Genomic DNA, 13,580 nt, shown 5'->3' on the forward strand with positions numbered 1-13,580 from the left:
GACCAGGGCCGTTTGCCTGAGGTTTCAGTCCTTCTCTCAAGAAGACGGCCTCTTCTATCGAGAGACGAAAAGGTGCTCAATCGCCTCGCTTGATCTGGTGGGCTGCCAGGAAGAATGAGACACAGGCATCGACATGCTGCTCGATTATCTCTTTGGTGGGAACGGGTCCCACGCCCAGGCGCGCGCGCTCGATGAGCGGCCCTTGCAGCAGGGTTAAAAAAGCCTGCGCTGAGAAGTCAGGATCGGGAATGTGCAGGCGCCCCTGTTGATCGAGTTCCTGGAAGTACTGGCTTAGCCTATCCCGTACCTTCTCAACGTTCAACTGATAATACATGCGCCCCACTTCTGGGAAGTGTTCCATCGCACCCAGGATGACCTGATAAAGAGCGACCTCATCTGGATTGAGGGCATAGGCGAGCCGTAGCTGTCCCAGGCGACGCAGCACCTCTGCAGGATCTTCCTGCCATAACATTTTTTGTTTTTTGTTCTCTTTCGGGCTGCACAGATATTGAATCACCGCCTGGAAAAGGACATCCTTCCCGCGAAAATGGCGATAGAGGGTCATAATGGAAACGCCAGCCTGGGCCGCCACCATTTCCATTGTTGTGTTGGCATAGCCATGTTGCAGAAACAGGGCCCTGGCCGCCACTTTAATGGCTTCTTGTTTGCGCTCAAGCAGACGAGCCTTGGGGTGATCCTCAGACCACGTGCGCATGCTCTTCCTCCGTTCTTCATCGCTGGATTGGATCTATTCTGCTTGTCGCGGAACAGATGATACGAGAGATTCTATTCTAACATATTTTCTTGTTCTTGACCTGCTCGATCTGTAATGATACGATAGGTTATCATATCGTTTGAGATTGAGCGAGGACATAATCTTATCTGAAAATGGAAAAGAGGTATCTGGCATGACAATGAAATTTAGTGTGATCTTACCTAATGGCGCAACTAATGAACTGGCTGGCATGAAAGATCCTGTAGAGGCCTATGAGTCTATGACGCGCGTGGCTCAGACCGCCGAGGAGGTGGGCTTCGATGCTCTGTGGGTGTCCGATGTCTTTTGGCCCGGCGACTTTTCCGGGGTAGATGTATCACAGGAGTTTCTTTTCGAGTGCTGGAGCACGATGGCTGCGCTGGCGCGCGACACGCAGCGTGTGCGCATCGGTCAGCTTGTCTCTGGCAATCTGTTTCGCTCCCCGGCGCTGCTGGCGAAGATGGCCAGTACCATCGATGTGATGAGCCACGGCCGACTTACGGTGGGGATCGGCTCGGGCTCGCCCGCCCTTGAGGCTCAGGCGCGCGCCTATGGCTATGATTATCCTGATGTGCCTGTGCGATCGCGGCAATTGCGCGAAGCGGTCCAGATCCTCCTGGCCATGTGGACGCAGGAAGAGGCTACCTTTGAAGGAAAGTTTTATACGGTGCGGGGCGCCATCAATCAGCCCAAAGGGGTTCAGCGGCCTCATATTCCTCTGCTAATTGCTGGCAATGGTGAGCAAGTCACACTCAAGCTGGTGGCACAGTATGATGATGCCTGTAACATTCACGGCGATCCAGCCACGCTCAAGAACAAGTTCGCGGTGCTCAAAGCGCATTGCGAGAGCGTGGGCCGCGACTACCAGAGCATTTATCGTACCTCGGGGTCGTATTGTATCATCGCGGATACCGATGAGCAGGCGCTGGCGAAAGCGTCCGCGAGCGTACGAGCCGTCTTCGGTGATGCCGCGCTGATTGGCAGTCCCGCCACGATTCGCGACCGTATTGCTGCCTATGAAGATGCGGGCGTGCAGGAGCTCATGCTCCGATTCCCAGGCCTTAACCAGCAGGATGCGATTCGGCGCTTCGCGCAAGAGTTCATTGCCTGATTGTTTGCTCCTGATCTAAGGAGCTTCTTGCAGGTGAATGCTACCCTGTTACGATACGTTTGCTCTGCTCCTTGCCATTGTTAGCAATGGTCATATGTTGTTTTATTCACTATATTGCTGCATTAAGTGTATTGATGTGGGATAATAGAATAAAATTATAAGGATCTTTCATGGATCATCTTAGTCCTCCATCATCGTTTGAGCAGACCACTGTTTATAAGATCGCGTCCACCTGGATAAATCCGAGCGAGGACCAGGAAGTGCTTGAGTTGTTGTTGACTCTCACTCACCCGGACCCTGAATGCCGCCGCGAAACGGTCAATCAAATGGCACAACGGCGAGATGAGCAAGTGCGAGTGCCGCTACTGGTGGCTCTATCCGATGTGGATAGTCGTGTGCGGTCGGTAGCTGCATACGCGCTGATCTTCAACAGGGATGCACGTGCGGTGGAACCACTGATTGCTGTTCTGCGCGACGCGAAGGCCCAAAGTTCAGCGTCGCTCGCGCTGGGTTTGCTGCATGATTATCGCGCGGTAGAGCCGCTGCTGGCAGTCTTCCAGGAGGAAATTGCTCGCCGTCGATCAGAGGCAGCAGCGAGAGGGGCGCTGCTCGTTCCAACACACGATCTGGAGATGATGATCGGTGCCCTGGCAATGCTTGGGGACCCGCGTGCGGTAGAACCGCTCATTGCCGTCCTGCCCGGCACCTCCTGGTACATGCAGGATAAGGTAGCACGCGCGCTGGGTCAATTACAAGACCGGCGCGCGGTAGAGCCGCTGCTGGCCGCTTTGCAAGAGACACTCGCGCGTGTCTCACAAGCAGCACGTCAGCATGAGAAGCTGTCAGACCTGCCCGAGGGCCTGTTTTGGGCGTTGGGAGAATTTAAAGAGCGGCGCGCTGTGGAACCGCTGCTGGCCCTTCTGGCGCATATCAGTCTGTCGATGTGGGATCGGAAAAAGGTCATCTATGCTCTGAGCCTGCTTGGTGATGTCCGGGCCGTAGAGCCGTTGTGTGCCGTGTTGGGTGAGAAATCCCTTGTTCTGCGCCTGGCGGCGGCCAGGGCGCTTGGACTGTTAGGCGATCCAGCAGCCATTGAGGTGCTCTGTACGGCGCTCACGGCGCGATCCGGACACCTGCGCGCGGCCGCCGCCAGGGCACTGGGTCAGATCTGTGACGCCCGGGCGATAGATCCGCTGCTGTCCGTTGTGCAAGATAGCCGCATATCGGTGCGCCAGGCAGCGCTCGGAGCCCTTTGCCAGGTGGGGGATGGCCGGGCGCTTGAACCGCTCATCAAGCTTTTGCAGCAAGGTTCAACATCGCAGCGTAGGGCCGCCGCCAAAGCGCTGGCCAGGATTGGGAACGCTCGTGCTGCAAAGCCACTCGCCGCCGTCCTTCACGATCCAGACCCGAGGGTCCGAACTGCCGTTCGTAAAGCACTGGACAGGCTCAGCCCGCCTCAGGATGAGCACAGGTAAGGCGTCGCATATCTTTAATCACTCCCGAGCAAGACGCATGATGGCACCACGCACGCATGGTAGACCCATGTAAAAAGAGCAAGATCGGAGAAGTTTTGTCCCCCTTTCTGCGCTACACTGTTGCTTGTCGAGCACATCCACTTTGTTCATGATGAAACGAAGAGATGCATAACCCCACTTGCTATGAGCATGAGTGCTGACTCGATAAAGAAAAAAGAGGTGGAAACAATGATTCACAGAATAGTCGCGACGGTATTGTTCGTACGAGATCTGGCCAGATGTACGACATTTTATCAAGACACGCTCGGGCTTCAGATGACATATAACGATTCCGTTTCTGTCACTTTTCAATTGGGAGACCAGTATGTTCTCCTGCTGGAGATCTCATCCGCCGCACAACTGATCGGTGTGGAGACCAGTGCACTGAAGATCGAAGGAGGACCCCGGGGGCTGCTGGCCGTTGGTGTTGAGGATGTCGATGCCGTATACGAGGCGTTCAAGGCAAAGGGAGTCACGTTTCTCAGACCCCCAACCAATCAGCCCTGGGGGCTGCGTACAGCGCACTTTTCCGATCCCGAAGGCAACCTCTGGGAGATTAACCAGTCCATTGAATCGAAGCCAGAGAATTAAGCGAAGTCGCGATGGCCAAAGAACGAGGCCATCGCGGCTTCGCGGGTAAATGCCCGAAGTGAGATTTGCCCACCAGTCGGCCTGGGTGAAGCTCAGATGCCTTCTGGTGGAACGGACATGGAATCTTCGGCGAGTACCTTAGCCATGCGCTGCCCAACAATGCGGCCCCAGCCCTGGCTCATCATTTTGTATCCCAACTGTTGAAGTGGATGATTAGGATCGAACCCAGCATGTTCCAGGAACAGGTGAGTCCCGTTGCCTTCAGGTTCTAGACGCCAGGTCACGGTCGAGTTCAGTCCATTCTCCTCTCCGCGATCGACCCAACTGATGCGTAATCTTCGTTCCACCTCAAAGTCAAGCACCTCACAATAAACTGTGCCTCCGAACGAGACTGCGGGAATGGGAAAGTTTTTGAACGTGAAATGATGTCCAACGGCAAGTCGAAAGTCGTTTGGCATCAGCCACCGAGCTAGCAGATCTGGATCAGTTAACGCTTTCCAGACCTGGGTTGGCGGATAGGGTAGAAACTGGTCGGTGCGAATGGTACAAAAGTCAGTCATGGTTCTCCTCTGCAAGTAATACCTCTAAGTTGGCGATCCGGTCCTTCCAGAACTGTTCGTAGGGTGCTAACCACTCCTGAAGCTCTTGAAGCAGAGCTCCTTGTAAGGAGTAATAGCGCTGTCGTCCCTGCTTTTGTTCGCTGACTAACCCAACATCCCGAAGCACTTTCAGATGTTCCGAGATACTCGGCCGTTGCATGGCAAAGTGGTTCGCCAGTTGCTGAACGGGCTGTTGCCCTTCGTCGCGAAGCAGACGCAAGAGTTCCCGTCGCGTCGGGTTGGCTAGAGCGGCGAAAACCTCATCAATGGGATCGCTCATACGTCGCCTCCTCTTTGGATCTGGATGATTGGTAGGATATTTCCTACCAATTTGAGTTGCCCTCATTATACGTAGGAATGTTCCTACTCGTCAAGTGCCCCATTTGGGCTGGGTTCCAAATGGGGCACCTGGAGATTTTGGTTTCAAAAGGCTTGTGCCTTCTTTTACAACTATAGGACCAGGCTAACTGACTGCCTGTTCTGTAGTGGGCCAATCGGCCCGGCAGCTTTCAAGCAATATGGTCGTAGCTGACAAGCAGGTGGCGGGGGCCACGCAGGGCAGGACTTTCGCGATAGGGCGGCGGATCCTGGAGCAGCCTGGGATTCTGCATGCGGCGAGCCAGGGCGCTCAGGGCAATATAAGCTTCGAGCCGGGCCAGCGGTGCCCCGACGCAATAGTGAATGCCACCACCAAAGCCAAAATGTGCGATGTTCGGGCGCAACGGATCAAAACGGTCGGGGTCCTGAAAACGCGCCGAATCGCGGTTGGCGGCCGCATTCATGACCATGACAATGGCTCCTTTGGGGATTTTGACTTTTCCCAGTGTGACATCGGTGAGGGGTGTGCGGATCGTGAACTGGACAGGTGGCTCGTAGCGCAGTACCTCCTCGATAAGATTAGAAAGGATCTCTGGTTTGTGGCGCAGTAGCTCGAATGAGGCCAGATTGCGCAAGAGGGTGAGCATACTGTTGGTGATCAGGTTGACCGTGGTTTCGTGGCCGGCGATCAGCAGCAGCACAGCCGTCGTGACCAGCTCGGCTTTATTCATGCGCTTCTCATAGGTGGTGTCGTGGATCAATGCTGAGAGTAGTCCTGGTGCGGGCTGACGCTGTAATTTATCGATCAGCTCCCCCATATAATGGTTGAGGTGATCTCTCCCTTGCATTGCTTCCTGGACTGCTACGGGATCTTTGCCGAGGTTGGTGCCTTTGATAATCATGCTGGACCAGATGTGGAATTTTGGCTCGTCTGCGCGCGGCACTCCCAGCAGTTCGCAAATGGCGGTCACCGGCAGTGGGTAGGCCAGGTCGTCCACGATATCCATGCGCTGATTGGGGCGCTGTGCGTCCAGCAACTCTTTGACGATCTCCTCCAGTCGGGGCTGCAAGCCACTGATCAGCTCGGGCGTAAACTTACTCATCACCTGGTGGCGCAACCAATCGTGTTTGGGTGGGTCTTGAAAGACGAAGCCCGGCTCCTCCTGCTCTATACGGACGCCTGGTTCGTTGCTCTTGCGCATGTCCACGCTCATCTGTGGATCATGTAAGATCGCATCAACCAGCTCGTAGCTGCTCACAATATAGCGCCCATCTGTCTGCACCTGGACCGGGTGCTTGCGCATTTTGGCGTAAATAGGATAGGGATTGGCGCGATTGGCATAGTCGAGCACCTGGTCTAAGAGATTTGAAGGTGATACAACCATGATACATTACTCCTTTGTGGGCCTGGATTCCGGGTCCAATCTCTTATCTAATAATCATGTACGTCAGCAACTATTTATGCTTGTGTGACCACATTCGGTTCAGATCCCGTATCGTACCTGGGATGGCCCGCGCTGGGAAAACCTGCCGGCTGCGGCTGGACGCGGGAGGGCCCATCGGGCGCATGGAGGTCGGGAGGAAAAGGAGCCGCCTCTTCGACTAAGCATTGGTAGGATGCTAGCATTTGACCGGCGTTAAAGGCGACAGCAGCGACGGTCTTACCCTGGCGACCATAGACGGCGGTGAAGCGGCGCATGCCGAACGAGGCCTGGGTCAGTACAACTTCATCGGCCACAGTGGGCAGACCAACCGATTTGATGCTGGCCCCAAACTGGCTGGACCAGAAGTTGGGCAGGTGGGTATGCGGCCGATAATCAAAGGAGGGGTTGAGCATGTTATGGGCTGCCGTCTCAGCCTGTTCGATGGCGTTTCCCCAATGCTCAACGGCCAGTAGTAGCCCCTCGTAGTTGTAGCGTGGATGGGGCCAGCGCGCCACATCGCCGGCGACAAAGATGTTTTCAATCACCTGGCCATTGGTGTCCAGGGCGCGGCAATAGGTGTCGCAAACCACACCACGCTCGTCAGCTGAAATGTTGGCTTTATACAACCACTCGACATTGCGAATACCTCCCAGGGCAATTACTGCTACATCGGCCTCAATTATACTGCCATCGGATAGCTGTGCGCTGCGTAGCTGCTGGTTTGCATCGCCTTCTAATGTCGTCACGACCAGCCCTGGACGTAGATCAACCCCGTATTGACGCATGCGGTTGGCGACGATATTTCCAATAGTCGTCCCCAAAGCTCCTCCCAGAGGCGCAGGCCCACGCTCAACCACCGTTACCTCCAGATCCAGGTCGCGGCAAACGGAGGCGACCTCACAACCAATAAAGCCCCCACCAACGATCAGGACACGCCGGGGTCTGGCCGCCAGCTTCTCCCGCAGGCGAACGGCGTCATCGCGACTACGCACCAGGCAAACCCCATCCAGGGCGGCTTCTTCCGCGTCATGCCAGGGCCGGGCCCTCGTTCCCGTGGCTATCAGTAGATAATCAAAATCGACCGCCCGACCATCCGCCAACATCACCTGGCACTTTTGCGTGTCCAGTCGCCGTGCGGGCGTACCAAGCAGCCAGCGAGCATACAGGTGTTCAAAAAGCGGCAAAGTCGTATGTTCCACCGGCAACCTACCGGTCAACACCTGCTTGGAGAGAGGTGGGCGATCATAGGGAGCATATGGCTCGTCGCCGATAAGCGTCAATTCACCGCTGAAGCCTTCGCGCCGCAGCGCTTCAGCGGCCCGCAGACCCGCCAGTGACGCTCCTACAATCACAACATGCCTGGGCGCGATTGTCTCATTGATCTTACTGACCATGCGGCACCTGATCCTGCAATGCCTCATACTCCTCATCGATCAGGCCAATCGAAATTGCCTGAACCGGACACGCCCTGGCGGCGCGCCACACCTGCTCTCGCAATGCATCGTCAGGGGCATAATCATACTCCAGTGACTCCCCATTATGGAAATGAAAAACCGCAGGAGCTGCGAAGCAACACTGACCATAGCTTTGACAGCGATTTAAATCAACGACAATGCGCATAGCCATCTCTCCCGCACTAACTAAATGCCGTACCTCAACAGTTATGATGCAGGTGTTGATTACCACAAATAATCAACGTTATAGCATGGGCGTATAAGAAGGAAACATGTCAAGGTCAACGTTTAAAACTAGAGGCACAGGCTGTCTATGGCGCGTAGCCTTTTATTCTTTTAATTTGAAATCTGAGACGTTTGAGTGACTTTTGTTTACAATGATCACGAAAAGCTACAATCATCGCATTGCATTTTATTGATGCGTGAGGTAGTATGAATACTAAAAAGGAATCTGCCTCATGCATTCTCCTGATTATTATGAAAAGTTGATACTGACCACTGACGCTTATAACAAGAAGTTTCCTGCCGGCAATGATCCTTTTCAGATCATCACGCGCTTATGTGAAGAGGCTAGTGAGCTGGCCAGCGCGGTCAATCACTTTGAAGGGAGTGGCGTCAAGCGACAGAAACACGGCCTGCCCAACAAAGCCGCCCTGGCTAAAGAGATACAGGATGTGATCCGCAGCGCGCTCAGTGTCGCGCGTTACTATGGCGTTGAGCAAGAGCTAAAGGATGCTATCGACTATACCTACCAGGTCAAGTTGCAGGAAGGCTATATCTCTGCGCCTGTAGCATCGCCTCAATTAGAAAAAGACTTTTAACAAGGAAAATATATTGTTTTGGAGGATAGTGGATGGATCGGTATCGGAATCAACGTATATTGCTGCTGGGCTCTAGCGGCTATCTGGGACGCACGTTATACCAGCAGTTGCAGCAAGCTGGCCAGTTTGTTGTGCCCACTCATAATACCAGCAGTTGCAGCAAGCTGGCCAGTTTGTTGTGCCCACTCATAGAACTGGAACCGCCTCGCCAGGCTTTCAGCATTACGATTTCTGGACTGATGATGTCGCGTCACTGGTGGATCAATCTCGCATAAATACTGTCGTGGTTGCGGCCAATATGGCTTATCAGGCGACCGATGCTCTACTTTTCCAGCGACGTGTAAAACTACTTGTGCAGAGCTGCAAGCAGTGTCGTGTAGTCTATATTTCTAGCGATGGCATCTTTGATGGTCAGCAAGGCAACTATAGTGAGCAAGATATTCCATCACCAATCACACTGTATGGCCGCAACCTCTACTATTTTGAGGAGGCTATTCAATCTCTCTGCCCTGATTATTGCATTATTCGACCCAGTTATCTCTACGGCTACTCACTCTCACAACTTGATGCACGTCTCTCACAGGCACGCGCCCGTTTGCTCGCGGGCGAACGACTCGAATTCTTTATCGATATGTGGAAAAGTCCGATGGAGGTCAATCAGGTCGCTGAAGCTATTACCTTGCTGACGTGCTCATCCTACACGGGCATCGTCCATGTCGCGGGCCCCGCCATGAGTATCTATGATTTCTACCGGCAAGCCATGGCATGCCTGAAGGTGCCTTACCAAAGTCTGGTACCCATCACCATGCCTGCGGACTGTACCTACCCAAAAAATACTTCATTGGATACGCGCCTGATGAAAAAGCTTACAACAATCCAACCACTCTCCATTGATCGTGCTTTGCTCGTCTGAAAGGCCAGCTAAAATTATCGATGGGACGCGTCCCTGCGATCCCGGGGGGCTTTCTGTTAGGTGCCAGGATGGCTGCCGGACAGTCCGCCTATTCTGTTTCTTCGGGCAGTTCAAAGCGCCCGGTTTTTTCGGTGAGATGGATGCGATAAATGGTAATCGGACGTGGTGTGTTGCTGGTATCAAGGGAACGCATCTCGTGGAGCGCGTAGCCGCTGGCAATCAGGCAGTTAAGCTGTTTGCCGAGCGCGTAGCAGACGTTAGCCGCTTCATCTCCCGCCAGTTCCTGGAATGTACCCCAGGCCAGTACGCTTTGCCAGGTCGAGCCATCTTTAATTTTGTCTACCTGCAAGCATACCTCAGGATGATTGCGCATGATCTGTAGCTTGGTTCCCGGCAAGCTGTGAGCATAAATGTCGGTACCATCAAAGATATAATTAATTGGAATTATGTATATTCTATTATGATTTGAGACACCGATACGCCCGAAGTTCTGGCTTGCTAATAAGCGGTTAATCTGGTCCTGCGTGAGTTCGCCTAGCATCTTTTTGTCCTTTCTGTACTATATATAAAATACTATGCCGTGCTGACTTCTCATTTGCCTCACAATCCAGTTGATGACATCACAAAATAATCACTATATAGTCATGAACAAATGAATATATAACTAGAAGCACGGGCTCACGCTCAGGGGGTGAGAACGCATGCAGTAACCTGGGCCGGCATGTGTTATGGCTGGCAATTATTTCTTTCAACCTTCATTGAAAGAGAGCGAGCACTGGATCAGGTCGCTGCCTGCTGTGAGAAGTATTTTGAATTGAGCAAAAAGCAGGCCCTGCCTGGCTAGCGGTTGCGCGCCGATGATGCTTGCTAGCTGACCAGACAGGGCTCGATTTCTGTAATGCATTGCATCATGCTTATTTATGTGATCTTACTGATGATATAGACGGCAAGAATCGCCAAAGGACGCAAGCTTTGCTTCCTAGAATACTTTTTCATACCACTGCACTGTTGATGCTTGCACACGAGCCGTTTGCGGCTCACAGCAGTGGCAACGTGGTTGATAATCAATCAGTCTACCCAGGCGATCGGTTACGCGTTTGCGAATAAAGTTTTTCAATGGCTCATGTAACGCGTACCAGGCCATCTCGGTAGAAAGTGGCTGTACGTGCCGATCCGTGGGTGTTTCGCTCATCACTGTCTCTACCAAAAATAGTGAAAGAAGATGGAGCATATCTTCTTTTCACTATTTTTTGTGATTTGCAGCTATTTCAGTCTGGCGAGTAGGGCGGCGAAGCGCCGACGATTAAATGGTTTTTGCTCTTTCTCCATTGTCACGATCTCTTCTATCAGCGCTGACCCGATCAGCTTTTTGGCATCCAACTTGGTATAGCCAGCGGCTTGAAGTCGTTGAAAGGTTTGTCGCGTCTCAGGAGGATCGTTGCCTCGCATCTGGTTATCTATGAGCTCAAAGATCACCGCTTGAAGCGCTGGATTGAACTCTTCTTCTTCCTGCTGGCTGGCTGGTCGCCCCGTTTTCTTTCGCTCTTCAAATTGTTGGGTACGTTTCTCTATCTCTTTGTCGGTGAGTCGCCATTCTCCAAAGTACTCATTAACGCTTTCAGTCGAAAATGCTTCAGGATCGAAATCCTCTCCAAGCCATTCCAAAATCTCATCATCATCTTCCGCTTCTGCAATTGCCACAATCTCTGGTATTTCAGTGCTGGCCTGGGATTCTTGTTTGTTCTTTTGCCTATCCAGCGCATCCAGGATCGACGCGTAACCATAGATGCCACCACAATCCTCAGGCGGGCAGGCGCGGGCTCCATCCAGGCAGCGTGGAAGAACCTTATCAGGAGTCCAGGGGGTGCGCTCTTCGACGGTAATCACATGCTCCCAGCTATCCCCAAAATCGTACTCATAGTAGAATTTGCTCCCTTTCCGTGTCACCAGCTCTTGCAGCATGGGATCGTCGTCCTCATAGTCCTCTTCATCCTCGTCCTCATCGAACATATCCGGTATACCGCCACTGATTGTATCTGGATCAACGGCACCCTCTACTGGAGTCATGATAAATTCAGGAAAGTCGGGTCTGCCTTCAAACGTCTGATTACCGATGGTGAACACATAAAGGTGCTCATCCTCCCAACCCATAGTATTTTGAATAATGCCATGAAGTTCTGATATAGTGGTCAGACCTGAAACTTCGATGCGCCGCCAGATTGGTGGTTCTAAATCCGCCAGACGTACGTCTAGCTGATAAACAAAATGCCTGGCTGTCTTCTTTGGCATAGAAAGCCTCCTTCAAGCATAAAACTTTTATGTCTAAGACAGTATACTGCATTCGGGGCAAGAGAGATATGCTGTTTCTATTATTTATGCTGAGAAATGTTATGCCAGGTAAAAGAGTGCCCCATCTGGCCAATACATTTCATTGAGGCGAAGATACGAAGAGAAAGAAACAAGACCATCGTAGGTGCGCCCCTTGCGGGCGCTTTTACCTCCTCTGCTTGAAAAACAAACAATAATGATGATATGCATCGTGTGAAATGGTTCTCTATTACCTCTTTTGTGGTTTTTTGATCGATAATCAAGGAAGCGCCCGCAAGGGGCGCACCTACGTGTCGTGTTTCTTGTCGCTTTGGTTCTTTTGGGTATGTGAATTGGATTTGAGGGCACAATTAAGGAAGCAGGCTTATAAATTGGGAGAAACCTTCTCACTATCCAGTTGTGACAGAATCCAGTCGAGGAGGTTCAGGGTAACCTGGATACGCTGGGGCGTCTCTGCGCAAAAGAGTTGCTTTAGCTGCTCTTCTACGTCGGGAGGCCCCTGCGTTAGATCCTTGAGGTGCGGCCAGATTGAGCTATTTGGGGGCAAGGGGCGATTGTTGGCTGCCCAGAGGCCCTCGATAATCTGCCAGGAAACTGTCCCGCTTACAAACGCAGCTTTCAACAGATGACCTGCTTTGAAGGCCACCTGGATTTTTAAACGAGCTGCCTCTAGCCTGGTGATGATTTTCGCTCGCTCTTGTTCCGAGATCCTGTAGGTTTCAAAGCGTTTTTGCGCCTGCTCTCTCAACTGCGCGAGGACGCCCTGCGGATCAAAGAGAATGCGTCCATCCAGATAAGCATAAACCTGCATCGCGTCGGCTTCGAGCTTGGATTGAGCCGATGCCACATCCGCATATCCCTGTTCAACCAGAACGCCCTGGCGCAACTCTGATTGAAACTCACGCTTGAGCCCTGGCGTAAGAATGAAGCGTAAATCAAGGTCGGACCCTGGTAAGGCATCGCCTCTGGCGACGGAGCCAGTCAGCAGGATTCCGATAATCTCTTCCTGCTGGCGTGCTTCCTCGATAATCTCTTGTAGCAAATCCTGGTACAACAAATCTATCTTTCTCCTGAACTTTGTTTCTGTGTCAGTTCATCCGTCATTTGCTGTACGAGCTCAGGGCGGCCGTGAAACTGCGCTGGCGTATTCTGTAGCAACTCAACGTGCCAGCCACCATTATGCTGCGCCGCAACGATGACCTGGTGTGCGTTAACTGCGGGATTGAGTTCCTTTTGCCCTGGAGGTATCATGCCCACAATCGCGCGCAGCATGGCTACTCCAGGACGCACCAGGCGCACACTTTTGACTTTGCTTATGTAGGGGGCAGTAACATGGTTGGAAAAAATCTGCCGCAGCGTCTCCTCGATCTCTCCTCGCCCGAACATCAGACTGCCATCGAAGCCAATGACCTCAGCATCTTCGGCGAACGGGGCGGCGAAAGCGGCCGCGTCGTGCTGGTTCCAGCCATCCAATATCTGTCTGTAAAGCGCACGAACCGTCTCTTCATCCGAAGATGATATATTTTGTGATTGAGCCGCATCTAAACCCATAATCGCTTCTCCTAATCTCTAAATAGATTTCCCACATCATTCATCTTTACTAAAATACTGCGTCGCGCGTATGAAAGCCCTGATAATTATAATCTCTAACTCACAAAAAAACATCTTCTAATTTGCTATTTTGATGGGATGTGATTGTGTATCCTCGGATCGGGGCTTGTTGTTGAGCATCACTTCCGCCGTGTTTTTCTCG

18 protein-coding genes are annotated in these 13,580 nt (G+C 52.5%); 6 read left to right on the forward strand and 12 right to left on the reverse strand.

Going from position 1 to position 13,580, the window contains the following annotated elements; translation table 11 throughout:
• Positions 1-76 precede the first annotated feature (76 nt).
• Positions 77-715, reverse strand: coding sequence for a TetR/AcrR family transcriptional regulator (locus JMI88_RS37610; protein WP_201367232.1), 639 nt, complete (start codon positions 713-715; stop codon positions 77-79).
• A gap of 193 nt (positions 716-908) precedes the next feature.
• Between JMI88_RS37610 and JMI88_RS37615 the strand changes: the two genes are divergently transcribed.
• From JMI88_RS37615 to JMI88_RS37625, 3 genes are all read left to right on the forward strand, one after another.
• Positions 909-1,865 (forward strand): LLM class F420-dependent oxidoreductase, encoded by a 957-nt coding sequence (locus tag JMI88_RS37615; protein WP_201367233.1) that lies wholly within the window; start codon positions 909-911, stop codon positions 1,863-1,865.
• A gap of 170 nt (positions 1,866-2,035) precedes the next feature.
• Positions 2,036-3,340, forward strand: coding sequence for a HEAT repeat domain-containing protein (locus tag JMI88_RS37620; RefSeq protein ID WP_201367234.1), 1,305 nt, complete (start codon positions 2,036-2,038; stop codon positions 3,338-3,340).
• Between the two features lie 228 nt (positions 3,341-3,568).
• Positions 3,569-3,970, forward strand: coding sequence for a VOC family protein (locus tag JMI88_RS37625; RefSeq protein ID WP_201367235.1), 402 nt, complete (start codon positions 3,569-3,571; stop codon positions 3,968-3,970).
• Between the two features lie 92 nt (positions 3,971-4,062).
• Here the strand turns inward: JMI88_RS37625 and JMI88_RS37630 are convergent, their stop codons facing one another.
• From JMI88_RS37630 to JMI88_RS37650, 5 genes are all read right to left on the reverse strand, one after another.
• Positions 4,063-4,530: an SRPBCC family protein gene (locus JMI88_RS37630; RefSeq protein ID WP_201367236.1), complete on the reverse strand. Its 468-nt coding sequence runs from the start codon at positions 4,528-4,530 to the stop codon at positions 4,063-4,065.
• Positions 4,523-4,849 carry an ArsR/SmtB family transcription factor gene (locus JMI88_RS37635; RefSeq protein WP_201367237.1) on the reverse strand — a complete coding sequence of 109 codons (327 nt, stop codon included), beginning with the start codon at positions 4,847-4,849 and terminating at the stop codon, positions 4,523-4,525. The genes JMI88_RS37630 and JMI88_RS37635 overlap by 8 nt, the downstream gene beginning before the upstream one ends.
• Positions 4,850-5,078: 229 nt before the next feature.
• Positions 5,079-6,272 carry a cytochrome P450 gene (locus JMI88_RS37640; RefSeq protein WP_201367238.1) on the reverse strand — a complete coding sequence of 398 codons (1,194 nt, stop codon included), beginning with the start codon at positions 6,270-6,272 and terminating at the stop codon, positions 5,079-5,081.
• Between the two features lie 74 nt (positions 6,273-6,346).
• Complete coding sequence (locus tag JMI88_RS37645) at positions 6,347-7,705, reverse strand: NAD(P)/FAD-dependent oxidoreductase (protein ID WP_201367239.1); 1,359 nt, start codon at positions 7,703-7,705, stop codon at positions 6,347-6,349.
• A complete protein-coding gene (locus tag JMI88_RS37650; RefSeq protein WP_201367240.1) occupies positions 7,695-7,931 on the reverse strand; it encodes a ferredoxin in 237 nt (78 codons plus the stop codon). Before JMI88_RS37650 ends, JMI88_RS37645 begins: the two co-directional genes overlap by 11 nt.
• Positions 7,932-8,223: 292 nt before the next feature.
• On the opposite strand from JMI88_RS37650, the gene JMI88_RS37655 reads away from it, so the two are divergent.
• From JMI88_RS37655 to JMI88_RS37665, 3 genes are read left to right on the forward strand one after another with little or no spacing between them, the layout of a single operon-like run.
• Positions 8,224-8,586 (forward strand): hypothetical protein, encoded by a 363-nt coding sequence (locus JMI88_RS37655; RefSeq protein WP_201367241.1) that lies wholly within the window; start codon positions 8,224-8,226, stop codon positions 8,584-8,586.
• A gap of 32 nt (positions 8,587-8,618) precedes the next feature.
• Positions 8,619-8,861 (forward strand): hypothetical protein, encoded by a 243-nt coding sequence (locus tag JMI88_RS37660; protein ID WP_201367242.1) that lies wholly within the window; start codon positions 8,619-8,621, stop codon positions 8,859-8,861.
• Complete coding sequence (locus JMI88_RS37665; RefSeq protein WP_201367243.1) at positions 8,843-9,499, forward strand: sugar nucleotide-binding protein; 657 nt, start codon at positions 8,843-8,845, stop codon at positions 9,497-9,499. Before JMI88_RS37660 ends, JMI88_RS37665 begins: the two co-directional genes overlap by 19 nt.
• A gap of 88 nt (positions 9,500-9,587) precedes the next feature.
• On the opposite strand, the gene JMI88_RS37670 is transcribed toward JMI88_RS37665, so the two are convergent.
• The 6 genes from JMI88_RS37670 to JMI88_RS37695 all read right to left on the reverse strand — a co-directional run bounded on the left by JMI88_RS37670 (position 9,588) and on the right by JMI88_RS37695 (position 13,378).
• Positions 9,588-10,040, reverse strand: a complete 453-nt coding sequence (locus JMI88_RS37670) for a pyridoxamine 5'-phosphate oxidase family protein (RefSeq protein WP_201367244.1) — start codon at positions 10,038-10,040, stop codon at positions 9,588-9,590.
• Positions 10,041-10,247: 207 nt separating this feature from the next.
• Entirely contained in the window at positions 10,248-10,403 is a 156-nt protein-coding gene (locus tag JMI88_RS37675) for a hypothetical protein (RefSeq protein WP_201367245.1), read from the reverse strand.
• Between the two features lie 75 nt (positions 10,404-10,478).
• Positions 10,479-10,691 carry a hypothetical protein gene (locus tag JMI88_RS37680; RefSeq protein ID WP_201367246.1) on the reverse strand — a complete coding sequence of 71 codons (213 nt, stop codon included), beginning with the start codon at positions 10,689-10,691 and terminating at the stop codon, positions 10,479-10,481.
• 71 nt (positions 10,692-10,762) lie between these two features.
• Entirely contained in the window at positions 10,763-11,788 is a 1,026-nt protein-coding gene (locus JMI88_RS37685) for a plasmid pRiA4b ORF-3 family protein (protein WP_201367247.1), read from the reverse strand.
• A gap of 403 nt (positions 11,789-12,191) precedes the next feature.
• Positions 12,192-12,884, reverse strand: coding sequence for a nucleotidyltransferase domain-containing protein (locus JMI88_RS37690; RefSeq protein WP_201367248.1), 693 nt, complete (start codon positions 12,882-12,884; stop codon positions 12,192-12,194).
• A 2-nt stretch (positions 12,885-12,886) separates the two neighbouring features.
• Positions 12,887-13,378, reverse strand: coding sequence for an SgcJ/EcaC family oxidoreductase (locus JMI88_RS37695; RefSeq protein ID WP_201367249.1), 492 nt, complete (start codon positions 13,376-13,378; stop codon positions 12,887-12,889).
• Between the last annotated feature and the right edge of the window lie 202 nt (positions 13,379-13,580).

This window comes from Dictyobacter formicarum, assembly GCF_016587435.1.